This is a genomic window from Glutamicibacter sp. NPDC087673, from assembly GCF_044743255.1.
GTDB lineage: Bacteria > Actinomycetota > Actinomycetes > Actinomycetales > Micrococcaceae > Glutamicibacter.
Window position 1 is genome coordinate 542699 of record NZ_JBIUWB010000001.1, and the last position, 15613, is coordinate 558311.

At 62.6% G+C, this 15613-nt stretch carries 13 protein-coding genes; 6 read left to right on the top strand and 7 right to left on the bottom strand.

Annotated elements, in window-relative coordinates; genetic code table 11:
* Positions 1 to 22: 22 nt before the first annotated feature.
* Complete coding sequence (locus tag ACIOTL_RS02550; protein ID WP_400341655.1) at positions 23 to 487, top strand: hypothetical protein; 465 nt, start codon at positions 23 to 25, stop codon at positions 485 to 487.
* 380 nt (positions 488 to 867) lie between these two features.
* Here the strand turns inward: ACIOTL_RS02550 and ACIOTL_RS02555 are convergent, their stop codons facing one another.
* The 3 genes from ACIOTL_RS02555 to ACIOTL_RS02565 all read right to left on the bottom strand — a co-directional run bounded on the left by ACIOTL_RS02555 (position 868) and on the right by ACIOTL_RS02565 (position 3502).
* Positions 868 to 1755 (bottom strand): bifunctional 5,10-methylenetetrahydrofolate dehydrogenase/5,10-methenyltetrahydrofolate cyclohydrolase, encoded by an 888-nt coding sequence (locus tag ACIOTL_RS02555; RefSeq protein ID WP_133833944.1) that lies wholly within the window; start codon positions 1753 to 1755, stop codon positions 868 to 870.
* Positions 1752 to 2402, bottom strand: a complete 651-nt coding sequence (locus tag ACIOTL_RS02560) for a cyclodeaminase/cyclohydrolase family protein (RefSeq protein WP_400341657.1) — start codon at positions 2400 to 2402, stop codon at positions 1752 to 1754. Before ACIOTL_RS02560 ends, ACIOTL_RS02555 begins: the two co-directional genes overlap by 4 nt.
* Before the next feature lie 194 nt (positions 2403 to 2596).
* Entirely contained in the window at positions 2597 to 3502 is a 906-nt protein-coding gene (locus ACIOTL_RS02565; RefSeq protein ID WP_400341659.1) for a LysR family transcriptional regulator, read from the bottom strand.
* A gap of 280 nt (positions 3503 to 3782) precedes the next feature.
* Between ACIOTL_RS02565 and ACIOTL_RS02570 the strand changes: the two genes are divergently transcribed.
* From ACIOTL_RS02570 to ACIOTL_RS02590, 5 genes are all read left to right on the top strand, one after another.
* The gene (locus ACIOTL_RS02570; protein WP_400341660.1) at positions 3783 to 6068 is read left to right on the top strand and encodes a PrpF domain-containing protein; all 2286 of its coding nucleotides are present in this window, start codon (positions 3783 to 3785) and stop codon (positions 6066 to 6068) included.
* 12 nt (positions 6069 to 6080) lie between these two features.
* Positions 6081 to 8258 (top strand): tripartite tricarboxylate transporter permease, encoded by a 2178-nt coding sequence (locus tag ACIOTL_RS02575; RefSeq protein ID WP_400341662.1) that lies wholly within the window; start codon positions 6081 to 6083, stop codon positions 8256 to 8258.
* 25 nt (positions 8259 to 8283) lie between these two features.
* Positions 8284 to 8661 carry a universal stress protein gene (locus ACIOTL_RS02580; RefSeq protein WP_400341663.1) on the top strand — a complete coding sequence of 126 codons (378 nt, stop codon included), beginning with the start codon at positions 8284 to 8286 and terminating at the stop codon, positions 8659 to 8661.
* 160 nt (positions 8662 to 8821) lie between these two features.
* Positions 8822 to 9256, top strand: a complete 435-nt coding sequence (locus ACIOTL_RS02585) for a MarR family transcriptional regulator (RefSeq protein WP_400341665.1) — start codon at positions 8822 to 8824, stop codon at positions 9254 to 9256.
* Positions 9253 to 10650 carry an MFS transporter gene (locus tag ACIOTL_RS02590; protein ID WP_388025963.1) on the top strand — a complete coding sequence of 466 codons (1398 nt, stop codon included), beginning with the start codon at positions 9253 to 9255 and terminating at the stop codon, positions 10648 to 10650. The genes ACIOTL_RS02585 and ACIOTL_RS02590 overlap by 4 nt, the downstream gene beginning before the upstream one ends.
* Positions 10651 to 10724: 74 nt before the next feature.
* Here ACIOTL_RS02590 and ACIOTL_RS02595 read toward each other — a convergent pair whose 3' ends face one another.
* The 4 genes from ACIOTL_RS02595 to ACIOTL_RS02610 all read right to left on the bottom strand — a co-directional run bounded on the left by ACIOTL_RS02595 (position 10725) and on the right by ACIOTL_RS02610 (position 15560).
* Positions 10725 to 11021 (bottom strand): antibiotic biosynthesis monooxygenase family protein, encoded by a 297-nt coding sequence (locus ACIOTL_RS02595; RefSeq protein WP_388025965.1) that lies wholly within the window; start codon positions 11019 to 11021, stop codon positions 10725 to 10727.
* A 102-nt stretch (positions 11022 to 11123) separates the two neighbouring features.
* Positions 11124 to 11654, bottom strand: a complete 531-nt coding sequence (locus tag ACIOTL_RS02600; RefSeq protein WP_400341667.1) for an ASCH domain-containing protein — start codon at positions 11652 to 11654, stop codon at positions 11124 to 11126.
* Between the two features lie 79 nt (positions 11655 to 11733).
* Positions 11734 to 13650: a sigma-70 family RNA polymerase sigma factor gene (locus ACIOTL_RS02605; RefSeq protein ID WP_400341668.1), complete on the bottom strand. Its 1917-nt coding sequence runs from the start codon at positions 13648 to 13650 to the stop codon at positions 11734 to 11736.
* A 1655-nt stretch (positions 13651 to 15305) separates the two neighbouring features.
* Positions 15306 to 15560: a hypothetical protein gene (locus ACIOTL_RS02610; RefSeq protein WP_400341670.1), complete on the bottom strand. Its 255-nt coding sequence runs from the start codon at positions 15558 to 15560 to the stop codon at positions 15306 to 15308.
* Positions 15561 to 15613 lie beyond the last annotated feature (53 nt).

The following is a 15613-nucleotide window of genomic DNA, read 5'->3' on the forward strand; positions in this document are numbered from 1 at the left end:
GCAAGAAAAGGAAGTAACTGAAATGGCAGGTCGCATCGCTAGAACCCAAACCGCGCTCAGGGTCGCGGATTTCCTCGCGACGCGTGAGGGCAAAACGCATCTGTCGCAGTACGGATGGGTTCCCGGAATGCCCATCGTGATGACTCGGGCCACAGAATCAGCAGATGACGCCATGGGAATGGTCTCGATCCATGGACGTGCGGCCCTGGTGGCAATGCTCGACCCGCTGACCTCGGAACTGCGGATACTGCATATCACCACCCCGCAGCCTGCACTCAAGAAGGTCCGGGTCTCTCCGGCAGGCCGCACCATGGGGGACTTGTTCGAGCAGCTTGCCTCGACGCTGATCGTCGAATTGCGCGTCAGGTTCTGGAACCACACCGCCGTAGCGCACATCATCCCGTCGTGCCCCGGCATGAAGAATGCGAATGACTCCTGGGGCGCTGCCTTCCCACGGACCCAGCGGCCGCTGGAAACCACCGCCTAGGCAGCTGCGCTCCGATGATCCGGCGCGGCTGCCGGTAACTGGGCGAAGGGATCCGGGAATGGAATCGAAGCCAATGCGCGCTGGGATCAACTGCGCCTCCTCGCGCTGAATCCCTGCCAGAGAACCTTCCCTGCCCGCCGCGGAACAGCACCCATGGGAAAGCCGCCGCATCACCAACCTCCCAATCGATGATGCGGCGGCGGCACGTGGTGCACGTGGTGCACGTGGTGCACCTGGCCGGCGGCAGATCCCAGTTCATGTCCCCGCCGGCGTGCACCGTGCCCGTGGTTCGCTTCGCCATGGCAATTGCGGTTCCGGCATTGAGGGTTCCACTGCCTGCTGGCTTGCCCGCAGCGGCACCCGGAACACCGGCCAGCCAGCTACCGGCGTCCGGCCATGTGCGCTCCCTTCGCCGGCGCCGCCTGCTGGCTTGCCGCCGCGGCCTGCGCGGCATGCAGGACCAGCAACGCCGTCGTCACCGTGCCCACGCCGCCGGGAACCGGACTCAGGGCCCTTACCAGCGGGCGCACCGATGCCGCATGGACGTCCCCCACCAGCTTTCCTTCGGCGTTGACGTTGGTTCCGACATCGATCACCACAGTGCTTTCTTCCGCGTCATTGCCGGTGAGCAGGTTCGCCTTGCCCACGGCCATGACAACCACCGCGGCGGACTTCGTGAAATGGGCCAGATCGGCGGTCCTCGAATGGCAGATGCTCACCGTGGCATCGCGCTGCAGCAGCAGCTGGGCCAGCGGCTTGCCCACCACCGCAGAGCGCCCGACCACCGCGACATGCTGCCCGGACAGCGGGATCCGGTAGTGCTCCAGGATCTCGATGACCGAGCGTGCGGTAGCCGGGGCAAAGGCCGGCTGGCCGACACTGAGCCGTCCCAGGCTCAGCGGATTGGCCCCGTCAATGTCCTTGGCCGGGTCGATCAGCGCCACCAGCGCCGCGGCATCCACCCCTGGCGGCAACGGGGTCTGCAAGATGATTCCGTGCACCGAGCTGTCCTCGTTCAAAGCGGTGATCGCTTCGGACAGCTGCTCCTGGCCGGACCCGGTCAGGTCCACGACCTGGCAGTCCACTCCGAGCTGTGCCGCGGCCCGTTCGATCGAGCGCACATACCAGGCGGTGGCCTCGTTGTCGGTGGCCAGCACGACCGCGATCCGGACACTGGTGCCCTCACTGGCCATGCGCACCACCAGTTCTGCGGTGCGGGCGCGGATCGCTTCAGCTACCGGCTGCCCGGCTAGATTGCGTGCCGTCATGCTGCCACCACCGTGCGGGCCTGCGCGCTGAGCTCTTCGGCGTGGGCGATCGCCTCGTTGGCCTGGCTGGCCGCCTGGACCAGCCGGTCGCGCTGGGCGATGTCCTTGATTGAGCTGATGTTCATTTCCAGGGTGGCCAGCGCGGTAGCCAAGGCCGCCCGGGCAGCTTCGGCCGCGGCGGCCACGTCGCTGAGGACCGATCGGTTGCCAATGGGCAGCAGGCGCTGGCCCAGCTTGAGGACCCCAATGGAGGCCTCGACGGTAGAGACCAGCGGTGTGGCGGCGGCGATGGTGGCGTTTTGGATGGCCGCGCTGCGCTCCGACTTCTGCTCGCTGCTTTCCTTGGGCAGCTTGTACGCGGCACCCAGGGCGCCGAACAGTCTTTCGTCTTCCTCCGCGGCGAAGAGCCCCTGGCGCATCAGCAGCCGGGCATGCTCGGAAATCTGCTGGGCCTGCTCCTGGACGTCCGCGTACCGCGGTCCGGAAGTGAATTCGGCAACCATGGACACCAATGCCGCGGCCTGCGCCGCGTGCAGGCCCGCGGCCGCGCCCCCTCCTGGCGTCGGGGCGCCCGAGGCAAGCCGCTCAAGGTAGCTGCTGACAGTTTCATTGGAGATCAATGGGGTTTCCCCTCGTTCGGGACGCATGGAAGTTGATCCCTGCACCGTTCGGCGGGATTTCCGGCGCGCAGGACCACGGTCCAGGCCGCCGGAAATCCCTTAGTATCCGACTGGTATATCAGGTTATCTTGAAGCCTAGAGCACCTCCCGAACGCAGGTCAAGGGTTTTCTGCCGCCCAAAACGCTCCGATTTTCCGGGCTCCCCATGCCCGGTTCCCCAGCTAGTCGATCCAGGTCTTGCCCATGTCCACAAGCAGCGTCTGGAAGGCATTTTCCGCCGGAGCGCGCACCCGGTCCCTCCGCTGGGCCAGGACCACGCTGCGCGAGGCGGCCGCCTGCCCCAGGGAGAGGATCTTGACGCCCGGATGGTGGTTCATCACCGCGGATTTCGGAGCCAGGGCGATACCCAGTCCCACGGAGACCATGGCCTGGGCTTCCTGGTAGTCATTGGCCTGGAAGGAGATCTTAGGGGAGAATCCCGCGGCATTGCAGGTGCGCTCGAGCAGTTCCGCGACCGGATGCTCGTTGGCACGGACGATCCACTGCTCGTGGGCGGTGGCCGCCATGTCCACCTCCTCGCGCTGCGCCAGCGGATGCTCGGTGCCGACCACCAGCACCGTGGGTTCGGTGAATAGGGTAGTCAGCTCGAAATCATCGCGCTTGAGCCGCATCCACTCGTATTCCCACAGCAGGCCCATTGAGATCTCTCCCCTGGCAAGCAGGCCAATGAGCTCCTGCAAGCGGGTGCTTCGCACATCGAGCTTGATGGAGGGATACATCTTGCGGAAGCGGCTGATGACCAGCGGCATGAAGGAGCTGCCCAGCGTGGGGAAGGTGCCCAGGCTCAGGCTTCCGCTCTTCAGGCCGGCGAGCTGGTCCAGATCCGCCATGGCCGCGTCCATCTGCTGCAAGATGGCCCGCGCATGGCCGGCCAGCACGTGACCGGCATCGGTGGGCACCATGCCGCGGGCATGGCGCTGCAGCAGCGGCTGCCCCACTTCCTCTTCGAGCTTGCGCAGCTGCTGCGAAACCCCCGACGGGGTATAGAACAGCTCATCGGCGGCCGCCGTAACCGAACCGCCTTCGACAACAGAGAGCAATATTTGCAATCTCTTGGCATCGAGCATGGTTCCTCCTTGCAGTAGAACTTCAATATATTGCATCAAGCGCACATTTGCTGGATTCTGGCGGATGCTTGGCCGAAATACACTCCCACCGCTTGACGAATCCACCGCATTCGCTGTCGCATTTCCCTAGTGCAATCGCTGAATTAAGCGATGCTTCAGCTTGTTGCACTAGATGTAACTACTAATAAAGTTTCAACTGCCCCATCATCGATACAAGGCAATAGTGCCCGGCGTCACATCTAACGCAGGCGCTACGTTCTCGATAGATTGGGTACGTCCAATGAAACACACGGTTAAGGCCACCTGGATGCGCGGGGGTACCAGCAAATGCTGGGTCTTCGAGCGAAGTGCGCTCGAAGTTCCCGGCTTCACGGTCGACGAGGTGCTGCTGCGCCTCTTCGGCTCCCCCGACCCGCGCCAAATAGACGGCGTGGGCGGCGGCAGCTCGACGACGAGCAAGGCCGTCATCCTCAGCCCCAGCGATCAACCGGGCGTGGATATCGACTACACCTTTGCCCAGGTAGGCATCGAGCAGGGCGTGGTGGACTGGGGCAGCAACTGCGGAAACTGCTCGGCAGTCATCGCGCCGTACGCGCTCAAGCACGGCTGGATCGAAGCCGAAGACGGCTTGGCCAGCGTGCATATCCGCAATACCAACACCGGGCAGCTGCTCATCGAGCGCATGAACCTGGACGGAACGCAGTCCGCCGCGTTCATTCCCGGGGTGCCCTTCCCCGGGCAGGCCGTGGAGATCGGCTTCCTCGATCCGGCCGGCGGCACCACCGGCCAGCTCTTCCCGGCCGGCGACCGGCTAAGCACGCTGCAGGTCGCCGGCAGCGGTTCGCACCCCGGCTTCGAGGCCTCAGCCACGCTGATCGATGCCGGCGCGCCGATGGTCATCATCACCGCTGCCCAGGCTGGCCTGGATGCCGCAGACTTCTCCGATTGGCCCGCCCAGGCGCTGGCCGAGTCCGATCGGCTGGATCGGATCCGCCGAGCTGGCGCCGTGGCGATGGGCCTGTCCAGCAGCGCCGAGGCCGCGCAGCGGGCCATCCCCAAGCTGGCCATCGTGCAGGCCGCGGACGCTGGCGGCGAGGACGACTTCAGGGTCATGATGCTCTCCATGGGTGCACCGCATCCGGCTCTGGCCATCACCGGCAGCGTCGGGCTGACCATGGCCGCGCGCCAGCCGGGCACCACCATCGCCAACCTGCTGCCCACGGCCCCCGGCGAGGTGCTGCGCATGCAGACTCCCGCGGGGCAGATCCAGACCTGGCAGCGCCAGATCGAAGGCAGGACCGCGGTCGGCACCACGCGCACCGCCCGGGAACTGGCCGAGGCGCAGTTGAGCTTCGACCCGGTCGCCCTGCCCGGAGTCCAGGTCACGGCCGCGCTGGCCGATGGAGCCCTACTCGCCCCGGCAGCCGCGCAGCTGCTCGATGACCCGCCGCCGCACAAGCGCCGCACGGTCTTCGCCTCGGTGGCGGTTTTCGCCGCGCTGGGGCTCGGGGCCACCCTGCTCGGCGGCGGGCTGCTCAATCCCCCGGCCACCACCGCCGACGGCGATTACGCCGGCGAGACCCTGGAACTGGTCATCCCGCTGGCCGAGGGCGGCGGCACCGATACCTGGGCCCGCTTCGTGGGCCAGGAATTCGCCCACAGCATCCCCGGCGATCCGGGATTCGCACCGGTGAACGAGGCCGGCGGCGAGGGCATCACCGGAAGCAACCGCTTCGCCACTTCGGCGGCCGGCAACGGCACCGAGCTGCTGGTCAGCACCGCCACCACCGTGGTCCCCTGGGTGCTGGAGCGCGATGTGGTGCGCTATTCCTTCGACAAGCTGGAACCGGTACTGGTCAACGGCACCGGCGGGGTGATCTACGCCCGCACCGCGGCCGGCGTGGACGGGGTCAAGGACCTGGTGGACCGCAAGAAGCCGCTGGTTTTCGGCGGCATCACGGCCACCGGCCTGGACCTGACCACGCTGGTCGCCTTCGACCTGCTCGAAGCGGACGTCTCCGCCACCTTCGGCTTCGAGGGACGCGGACCGGTGAACCTGGCCCTGCAGCGGGGCGAAGTGGATATCGACTACACCACGACATCCTCCTACCACTCGGCGGTGGAACCCATCGCCGAGGAAGGCACCGCCACAGTGCTGATGTCCTTCGGGCAGCTCGACGAGAATGGCTCGGTCGTGCGGGATCCCAATTTCCCCCACGCGCCGACCGTAGTCGAGGTCTACGAGCAGCTGCACGGGCATGCCCCCGAAGGCCCGAAGCTCCAGGCCTACAAGACCCTGCTGGGCTTGACCTACACCTACCAGAAGGGCCTGTGGGCACCGAAGGGCACACCGCCGGAAGCTGTTGCGCTGCTGCGCGAATCGGCCCATGAACTCTCGCAGGATCCTGGCTTCAACGACAAGGCCGAAGAAATCCTGGGCGGCTACCCCATCGTTGCCGATGAGCAGCTCGCCCAGCGCGTCGAAGACGCCTACACCGTCACCGGGGAAACCAAGAGCTACGTCACGGCGCTGCTCAAGGATTCCTACGGAATAGAAATCAACTAAGGAGGCAAGACAATGCTGGAATCCGCACTGGCCGCATTGGCCTCGCTGGCCGACCCGAGCATGCTGCTCATGCTGCTCATCGGCGTCATCTCGGGGCTGGTCATGGGCTTGATCCCCGGTCTTGGCGGCACTGCCGCCGTGGCCATCCTGCTGCCCATCACCTTCGGCATGGACCCGGCCTCGGCCCTGGCCCTGCTGATCGGCGCACTGGCGGTGGTGCATACCTCCGATACGGTTTCGGCCATCCTGCTCGGCGCCCCGGGGTCCGCCTCCGCCTCGGTCACCATGCTCGACGGCTACGCCATGGCCCGCAAGGGGCAAGCCAAGCGCGCGCTGTCCCTGGCCTTCCTCTCCTCGATGGCCGGCGGGCTGATCGGCGCGGTCGGGCTGACCCTGGCCATCCCGCTGGCCCGCCCGCTGGTCCTCTCCTTCGCCAGCCCGGAGCTGTTCATGCTCACGGTGCTGGGTGTCGCCCTGGCCGCGGTGCTTTCCCGCGGCAATGTGATCAAGGGATTGACAGCCGGCCTGGCCGGCCTGCTAGTGGGCATGATCGGCACCGCGCCGACCACCGCAGAGGAACGCTTCACCTTCGGATCGCTGTTCCTGGGCGACGGGCTGTCGCTGGTGGCAGTGGCCCTGGGCGTCTTCGGACTGGCCGAGATCGCCTCGCGAGCCAGCCAGCGCCGCGGCGACAAGCAGAGCGTCGAAGTCACCGGCGGCTGGGGCTCGGGCATCCGCGAGTGGCTGGGCCACTGGTCCCAGGTGCTGCGCGGCGGGCTGATCGGCATCTGGGCCGGCGTGCTGCCCGGCGTGGGCGCCACCGCAGGCACCTGGCTGGCCTACGGCCAGGCCGTGGCTACCGCCAAGGACAAGCGCAAATTCGGCAAGGGCGACCCGCGCGGCATCGTCGGCCCGGAAAGCGCGAACAACTCGGTGGAAGCCGGCGACCTGATCCCGACCTTCCTGTTCGGCATCCCCGGAGGCGTGCCCTCGGCAATGCTGCTGGGAATGCTGCTGACCTACGGCATCCAGCCGGGCCCGAGCATCATCAACGAGCACCTGGACCTGCTGTACATGATCATCTGGGCCTTCGCCATCGCCTCCGTGCTCGGCGCCCTGTTCTGCTTCCTGACCGTGCGTCCGCTGTCCTCGCTGACCAAGGTCCCCTTCTCGATCCTGGCCGCCGGCCTGGTGGTCATCATGCTCCTGGGCTCCTTCCAGGACGGTGGGCAGCTGGGAGACCTGTGGGTCATGGTGCTGCTGGGCGTGGCCGGGTGGGTGCTGAAGTCCACTGGTTTCCCGCGGGCCCCCTTCCTCATCGGTTTCGTGCTGGCGATCCCGATGGAGCGCTACTACTTCCTGACCGACAGCCTGTACGAGGGCTTCGAGTGGATGCTACGCCCGGGAACCATGGTGTTCATCGCCGTGCTCGTGCTGCCGATCCTCTGGAACGTCTTCAAGTGGGTCCGTTCCCGCCGCAAGCTCGGCACCGACGACGATCCGAAGTCGGATAGCGCTCCGGATGCCGAAGCGCCGCTGAAGAACTCGGTGTGGTCGCTGGCCGCGGCCGCGGTGCTCCTGGTGGGCTTCGCCGGTTCACTGCTGCTCTCTTCCAGCTACTCCCCGGATGCGAAACTTGTCCCGCAGCTGGTCGGCTGGGTCGGGGTCATCATGTCCGGAATCCTGCTGGCTCTGGAACTGCGCACCCGCAAGGCCGCAATGGCCTCGGACCGGCAGGTCGTCATCGCGGCCTCCGCCTACCTCACCGCGCCAGCCGAAGCGGTACCCGTGGCCGCAGGGACTGCGCCTGCCGGCGCCGCCCAGGCAACGGCCACAAACCGGCAGCCGGGCATCGATCCGGGTGCCGGCGCGTCGCCGGCTGGCGGGCACCCGGCGGGAACCACCGGAGCGGGCGATGGCCGCAGCTCCGTTTGGGGACCCAAGTGGACCAGCGATGCGTCCTTCGCATTGCGGACCTTCGGCTGGATGGCGGGGTTCCTCATCCTCACCTCGCTGGTGGGATATCTCGCGGCCATCTCGATCTTCGTGCCGGCCTTCCTGCTCATCGTGGCCCGCGCCAAGATGAAGACCACGATGATCTACACGGCGGTGCTGTTCATCCTGATGCTGGCCCTGCCGTCCCTGCTTCCCATCGACCTGCCCCAGGGCCTGCTGGCCACCTGGCTCTGATCCCGAAATCCACTAGGAGAACACCATGGCAATAATCGCTTGCTACAGCGATACGGCCGCGGGCCGCTTGGCCATACGGCGCGGACTGGCCGAAGCCCACAAGGCCCAGGACCGGCTGCTGATCGCGAACCTGGACAAGGAACCGATCACCGAGGAGCACCTGGGCATCGACCTCGATGCCCTGCTGGATCTCGGGGTTCCGCTGCAGATCCTGCCTCACGCCGGCACCGTCCACGACGCCGCCGACTTCGTCCTCCAAGCGGAGCAGGAGCATGCGGCCACGTTGATTGTGCTGGGGCTGCGCAAGCGCTCGCGCGTTGGCAAGCTGCTCATGGGCAGCATCGCCCAGCGCATCCTGATCGAGGCCGACTGCCCGGTGCTGGCGGTCAAGGCGAAGGAGTAGCCGCTCCTCGCACCAGCTGAGCCAGGCAAGAAATCCCTCGCCCGCATCTTCACCAGCTGCGGGCGAGGGCTGCTTTTTTGCGCCCGATGGATCGGGGACAGTGCCCAGTCTCACGACTATTCCACAAGACGCTTGTACAAGTTAATTGTATTCTATAGCTATGGAAATCGATCCCCAGCCCGCAGACCTTCCCCAGCAGATGTTCGAGGCGCTCTCTCCACTGCTGAACCTGATTCGCACGGCGCGGTCCATTTCCCCTGGCAAACTGGGCATCCTGCATGCCTTGGCCACCGAAGGCCGGGCCAGTGCCGCCAAGATGAGCCAGGCCATCGGCGTCAGCCAGCAAGCCATCTCGCTGACAACCAAGGAATTGGAAGGCCTCGGGCTGATCGAGCGGCATCGCGATGAATCCGACCGCCGCAAGCTCTGGTTCCAGCTCACCGAGGCAGGCCGCCAGAAGCTGGAGAATGAAATCCAGCTCGGCCGGACCGCGCTGATGCAAGCCATGGACGATAACCTGAGCGGCGAGGACCTTTCCCTGATCCGCGCCGCTGTGCCCGCGCTCAAGAAGATCAATCCGGCGGTCCGCCCATGAGCCGCATCGCAACTAGCCAGAGCCCGCTGGTGCCCACACTGGTCTTTGCCGCGCTGGCCACAGCAATTGTCTCCTCGCTGGGCATGCTGCTGGTCCCCTCGATTTCCCAGCGGTTCAATGTCGATATTGCCGCCGCCCAGTGGATGCTCACCGTGAATCTCCTGGCCGGCGCCGTGGCAACACCCATCATGGGACGCCTCAGCGATGGACCGCATAAGAAGCGGCTGCTGCTCGCCTCGCTGGCGGCCATGTTCCTGGGTTCGGTCATGGCAGCGTCCGCACCGACCTTTGGCGTGTTCCTTGCCGGACGCGTGCTCCAGGGACTGTCCTACGGCATTGTTCCGGTCACCATCGCCATCGCCAGGCGCTATGTAGCGGCCGAGCACGTGCAAAACACCATCTCCGCCCTGTCGGTGACGGTAGCTTCTGGAATCGGCATAGGCTATCCATTGACCGGCATCATCGCCGGCATTTTCGACTACTCCTACGCTTTCTGGTTTGGTGCGGCATTCGTACTGGCCACCCTCTGCGTGGTGTGGAAGGTAGTTCCGGCGGGCCCCGATACCTACGCCGAGAAACGTCCCTTCGACTACATCGGCTCCGGCTTGCTGGCGTTGGGGCTCGCTTCCCTGCTGCTGACCATATCCGAGGGGCCCAAGTGGGGCTGGGCTTCGCCCACCACCATCGCTTTGGGCGCTTTTTCGGCAATCGTGCTTATCATCTGGGTTCGGGTGGAAAACCGCCGTGGCCACCCACTGGTCAATCTGCGCACGCTCAAGCAGGGCGAAGTCCTCTTGGCCAACATCTCGGCCATCGCCCTTGGCGCAGCACTGTATATCGGCATGTCCGTATCTTCACTGGTAGCCCAAGCAGATGCGGCCACCGGGTACGGGCTGAGCCTCCCGGTCTTCTGGGCAGGCTTTGTCATCTTCCCGCTCTCGGTAGGCAGCTTGGCCGCCAACCGCACGGTTCGCATACTGGCAAAACGCGTTGGCATCCAGGTCATGCTCCCCATTGGAGCGATCATCATGGCCGCAGCAGGCACCATGCTCTGGTTGCTCCACTCCGCGCTCTGGGAGATCTTGCTGAGCATGCTGGTCTTCGGCATCGGCATGGGCGCAAGTTATGCGGCCATGCCGGCGTTGATCGCCCGCAGCGTGGCAACCAAGGAGCTAGGCAGCTCGGTGAGTTTCAACCAGGTGCTGCGTACCGTGGGGTCCTCCTTCGGCACGGCGATTTCCGCCGCCATTATCGCCACCCACCCTGGGTTCAATGGCGAGGCCAGTCCCGAAGGCATCAACATGACCTTCTTGATCGGCGCACTGCTTTGCATCGCCTTGGGTGCTGCGTTGCTGGCCGATTCCGCACGGCGCCGCTTCAAAATGCGCGGGTAGGCAAAAGGCCCTGGATGCAGGCAACGCCCCGATACCACGATGGCATCGAGACGTTTTCCTGCGTACTGGAATGCCTAGAGTTCGACGATCTCGAATTCCAGAAGTTCAGCGCCAGTGGCCACTGGCTTCTTGGCATCGCTGCCAGCATGCGCCGCGTCAGCGCGCTGCGTACGCCAGTTCTCGAAGTCCTCGCGGGTTGCCCACTGGGTGGACACGAAGTACTTGTCTCCACCATTGACCGGGCGAAGCAGCTTGAACCCTTCGAAGCCTGGCGAGGAATCCACCGCATGTTTGCGGGCAGCGAAACGCTTTTCCAGCTCCGGTCCAGCTTCGCCGGGAACCGACAGGACATTGATGACGACAATCGACATGTTCAACCTTTCTTGACCGGGCTTCGTTCACGGGAAGCCCCCTGTCCCCACCCTACGCCAGCGCAGTCTCGGCAGCAGGCGCACGTGACGAAGTTCGGCCGGCTAGTCGGCATGCGCCTCTGGCCAGCAAATTTCAAAGCGCTCCAAGATCAGTTCTCCCCCGGCTTTGCCGGTGTATTCAGGTTTCCAATCAATTCCTATTGATTTCTGCGTACGGCGCCAGAATTTTTCATGTTCTGCGCGCCAGTATTCCAGCGAGAGATCCCCTTCGCCCTCGGCCGCGGCAAACTGCGCGTCTACCTCGAAGAACGAGGAGCGCTCGACGGAGAGCACTCGCAAAATCGCCCGCGGCTGCCCTTGTCCATCGCAAACAATGCAGTGGTCTTCAGGTTGCGGGACACGTTCGTTGTAATAGACGTAGTCGCTAGCCAGAGACGAAGTCGCTCGCTTGGTTCCGTGCAGCATTTCATTCAAAAGCTCATCAGCAAGCGCGGGATGGTCCCCGAAGGATTCGGCGACATGGTGCGGTGCATCGGCCCGCGGAATCCCTTTGCTCGCCAGATACTCAAACCACATCTGTTCAGCAGCTTCTACATCGACGGGAGGCAGCTCAGGAGCACAATTTTCTGTCATGCGTCGATCCTAGCCGCGGCGCGCATTCCGCCTGGGCATGGAATGGCCGTTGCAGGACAGCCGGACTGCCGGACTGCGCCTAGAGTCCTGGAATCTCGAATTCGAACCTCTCCTTCGAGTTCCCTCGGCTCTCAAATGCGATAGTCCGGTCCCCAAGCAGGTAGAACTGCTTCAACTTTAACGTCGCTGGGCCTTCGCAGGTAAGCCTGAATGAATTGGCTCTTACGTGCGAAGAAACGCAATTCCCCTCGTAGGTCATGTTATCCAGCCAAAGCCAGTTGAGCCGCACCTCGAAACTTATGGGATCGCTTTCTGAAGCTCCATTGATATCGAAGGTGTAATTCGCAAAGAATCCGCCTTCCTCTTGTGTCATGGCGACCTGGAATTCAGACCCGTCTTGGCCGTCTTCCGGCTCAGCGCTCGGCTCAGCCGTAGGCTCCACCGTCGGTTCAGGGGTTGGTTCCTGAGTCGGCTCAACCGTCAGTTCCGGAGTCGGCTCAACCGTAGGCTCCACCGTCAGTTCCGGAGTCGGCTCAACCGTCAGTTCCGGAGTCGGCTCAACCGTAGGCTCCACCGTCAGTTCCGGAGTCGGTTCCGGAGTCGGCTCAACCGTCAGTTCCGGAGTCGGCTCAACCGTCAGTTCCGGAGTCGGCTCAACCGTAGGCTCCACCGTCGGTTCCGGAGTCGGCTCAACTGTCAGTTCCGGAGTTGGTTCCGGAGTCGAATCAAAAGTAGATTCAGAGATCTCTTCAGGCGACGGCATAGCCGCTGGCACATGTGTCAGCGGGACAAATAGATTACTGAATGGCGACTCCACTTGGTTTGTGATTGCTGGATCGTCCTTCGCATCAGGAACAATTTGCCCAATCATGTCTCGTAAGAACATGGCACCGCTCATTACGACGGGTGGCTGGGCCCCAGCTATCGGGGCTTCAACACCTTGCACCTGCGGCTGGGTCTGGTCCGCGCTGGACGGTGCGGCCCGTTCCCTTTCCTCCTGAACAATCAGTTTCGGTATCAGGCCGATAGCGGACGCGGTTACGGCGACGCTCACCAACCCAATGCCCAAAGTGACGGCCAGGCTGCTTCCTCCCGTTATGCTCAATCCGGCGCCCGATGCATCAGCGGATGCTGTACCAGCAGTAGCTCCCGCAGACACCGTTGCTGAGGCAGCTGAAAATCCCATTCCAGCAATACCTCCCGAGGCAGGAATCCCCAGCGCAGTTATCCCGCCAACAAACAGAGGAAGGACATAAGCGCGCAACGTGGCACCGATTTCGTTCAATTCCCCGAACACTACTGCGCAGTTCGGGCACGATTTCAAATGCTCTTTGACATCACGCTCGTTCCGGATCCCCAACGTACCTCGGATAAAGGCAGGCAAATGCTCTCGAATGTCGGCGCAATTTGCAGGAACCCCAGACTGACCATTCATGTGCGCGGCCAAATAGGCTTCACGCAATCCCTCGCGCGCCCGTACCGCCAATGCTGAAACCGCGTTGGGTGTCATTCCTAGAATTGGCGCGACGTCTCTCGGCGGCAGTTCCTCTACTTCGGTGAGCCACAGCACCGTCTTCCAGCGTTCGGTCAAGGCATTGAACGCAGCGATGGCAAAGTTGGATTCATGGCGTTCCATCGCTTCGTCCGCGTGTGCATCGCCTGGAAGGAATTCCTGGACATCCTCGACAGCAATTTGCTTCGTGGCCGACTTATTCCTGGAAAAAGCTTCACGGGATACCGCAGTCATTAAATAGGCGCGGAAGAACTCATCCGGTCCTGCCCCACGCTCGATGATGCGGAAGACCCGCAAGAAAGCTTCAGAGACAACATCCTCGGCGTCGGAAGGAGAGTTCGTATGCCTGAACGCTACATTCAGCGCCACTTGCTTGTGCCGTCGATACAGGTGGTCCTGGGCTTCGCGGCTTCCTGTCCTAACACCACGAATTAAATCTGCATCGCCGACTTCAGTAAAGCGTGCCCCAGAATCAATTGTCACTACGTCCCCATAACGTTTCGTGCGACAAGGCAGGTGCTCGCAGCCGCCCCCCAAAGATTCCCCAACCCCTGGGTCCGACTAACGGCAACCTGCGCCCCGTCGACGATGCCGCCCGAGTTTGGGCGCCATTTTCATCCTTTAGAACATATCAGGATTTTTCCAATATATCTGTGAAATGGACCTGAAAATCCCGAAAGGTGGGCGAGTTCCATCCCCCAAACTTGCAACTCGCCCACCCGTCAGCATCTTCCCCATAAGACAACTGGACGTCTCGAAACCTCATAATTCCTTGTTGCCCAGTTCAGCGCCTACACCACTTAGATACGCGGAAAAGGGAATCATGACGCAAGAATCCGTATTAATTTGGAATTTTTTCTTCGAGCCGGAGTTCGTATAGATTCCACGGCTGGTCCGCATCCTGGCGAGTAGCAGGAAATTGGCTCGAAGCCCCCTCCAATGCGGACCCTACGCTGTCGTCCATCAACGAAGTGGGGTAGCGGAGACATGCAGCAGCGAATGGCCCTCGGCATTTCGCAGTTCCTTGCTCACGGATCTGCTGCGCATGGAACCTGCGCCTTCCCAACGCCCGATTTCCAAGGAATAATTTTCAGGTTCCTGCTTCATGTACCGCTACACCAATTCGTCTGTCGAAACCCGATTGGACGATGCGATGCCCCGAAAATTCCAGATGTTCAGGCGGTCAACAACGTTCAGAAGCTGCCCGTAATCTTGGCCGGGATCAGGACGTCCCCCTCGGATCTTCGTTGGCAGGTGATCGCACATCCATGGTGAGCACCGGACCGGCTTCGTCCAGAGTTCCAGCCACTTTCTTCATGATCGAGGTGACCGGGTTTGACCGCTATAGGTAGATTTAATCTGACTTAGAATCGATCGTTCCGTCAGCCGACCTCGGCCAATAAGGGCACTCACTGAACTTCGCGAAATTCTCCAAGTCGTCATCGCCGAACGCGCAACTGGGAAACATCAGCTCGGTGACGTTGATGCCATCGCGCACATAGCGCCGAACGACTTCACTAACCAGCTCGACAAGCCTGGTATCAAGCCCACCCTCTTTCCACGCCGAAATGCTTGCCAGTTTTCGGAAGGATGCCCCTCTCAGGAAGTAGAAATAGCTGCGAGAACGCCCTTCCACCAGTTAATCCGACGTGGGCGGAGGCTATGCCAAATTGGACACCGGACAACTCATCGACGCCCTTGGTCGGGCCTAGGATAGCGGCCCCGAATGCACCCATCGAAATGCATGAGAGCAAACTTTATTACGAAATGTTACTAAGTCCAAAGATGACTATTTATCAACTCCTTGGTAGGTTGATCCCGAATCATACATTCAGGTGTGGGGGCCTGGATTTATTACCTTGGGGATTTTTCGTTAAACGCTTAATGCGAGTTCTCTCTGGTTTTGTTTCCTTTTCCTAGTGACATTCTTCCCCACGCCTTTCATCAGTTGGGGAACGATAAATGCTGGGCAAGCACTACGAGAATCGTCGCACTCGCAAAAGTAACGGCAGAACCAAGTTGCCTAGCGGCCTGCCAGCGCCAAGAAACTCCCAAGGCCGGGATGTTCTTCAGCACCGAAGAGCTCGGAACTGGCTCATTTTCTGCGCAGCTCTCGTTGCAATCGGAAGCCTAAGTTTTCAGTACTCCGGGGCCGCATTTGCCACGCCATTGTCCAGCACCACTTCCGACACTGGCGAACTTTCAGTAATGGCATCCCAGAGTCCAGCGTCCACTGCCGGCCCTGAAGTTTCCGAATCTGCGCAGCCATCGGGCTCCTCCTTGGAAGAGTCGTCGGGCATAACCGACGAATCGCTCCCCTCGGCTCTCCTGAACAATCCTTCGGAAACACCAGCGCCGTCCCCCTCCAGCTCGAAGTCGGTCGAGTCAACCACTGACCCTGAGCCAGAGCCAAGTTCTTCGGAACCAACAGCCAAAGAGTCGGGTG

Coding starts and splice junctions, on each gene's coding strand:
- ACIOTL_RS02570 (WP_400341660.1), top strand. CDS start 3,783: ATGAAACACACGGTTAAGGCCACCTGGATGCGCGGGGGTACCAGCAAA.
- ACIOTL_RS02560 (WP_400341657.1), bottom strand. CDS start 2,402: ATGCGTCCCGAACGAGGGGAAACCCCATTGATCTCCAATGAAACTGTC.
- ACIOTL_RS02595 (WP_388025965.1), bottom strand. CDS start 11,021: ATGTCGATTGTCGTCATCAATGTCCTGTCGGTTCCCGGCGAAGCTGGA.
- ACIOTL_RS02550 (WP_400341655.1), top strand. CDS start 23: ATGGCAGGTCGCATCGCTAGAACCCAAACCGCGCTCAGGGTCGCGGAT.
- ACIOTL_RS02565 (WP_400341659.1), bottom strand. CDS start 3,502: ATGCTCGATGCCAAGAGATTGCAAATATTGCTCTCTGTTGTCGAAGGC.
- ACIOTL_RS02590 (WP_388025963.1), top strand. CDS start 9,253: ATGAGCCGCATCGCAACTAGCCAGAGCCCGCTGGTGCCCACACTGGTC.
- ACIOTL_RS02600 (WP_400341667.1), bottom strand. CDS start 11,654: ATGACAGAAAATTGTGCTCCTGAGCTGCCTCCCGTCGATGTAGAAGCT.
- ACIOTL_RS02555 (WP_133833944.1), bottom strand. CDS start 1,755: ATGACGGCACGCAATCTAGCCGGGCAGCCGGTAGCTGAAGCGATCCGC.
- ACIOTL_RS02585 (WP_400341665.1), top strand. CDS start 8,822: ATGGAAATCGATCCCCAGCCCGCAGACCTTCCCCAGCAGATGTTCGAG.
- ACIOTL_RS02575 (WP_400341662.1), top strand. CDS start 6,081: ATGCTGGAATCCGCACTGGCCGCATTGGCCTCGCTGGCCGACCCGAGC.
- ACIOTL_RS02580 (WP_400341663.1), top strand. CDS start 8,284: ATGGCAATAATCGCTTGCTACAGCGATACGGCCGCGGGCCGCTTGGCC.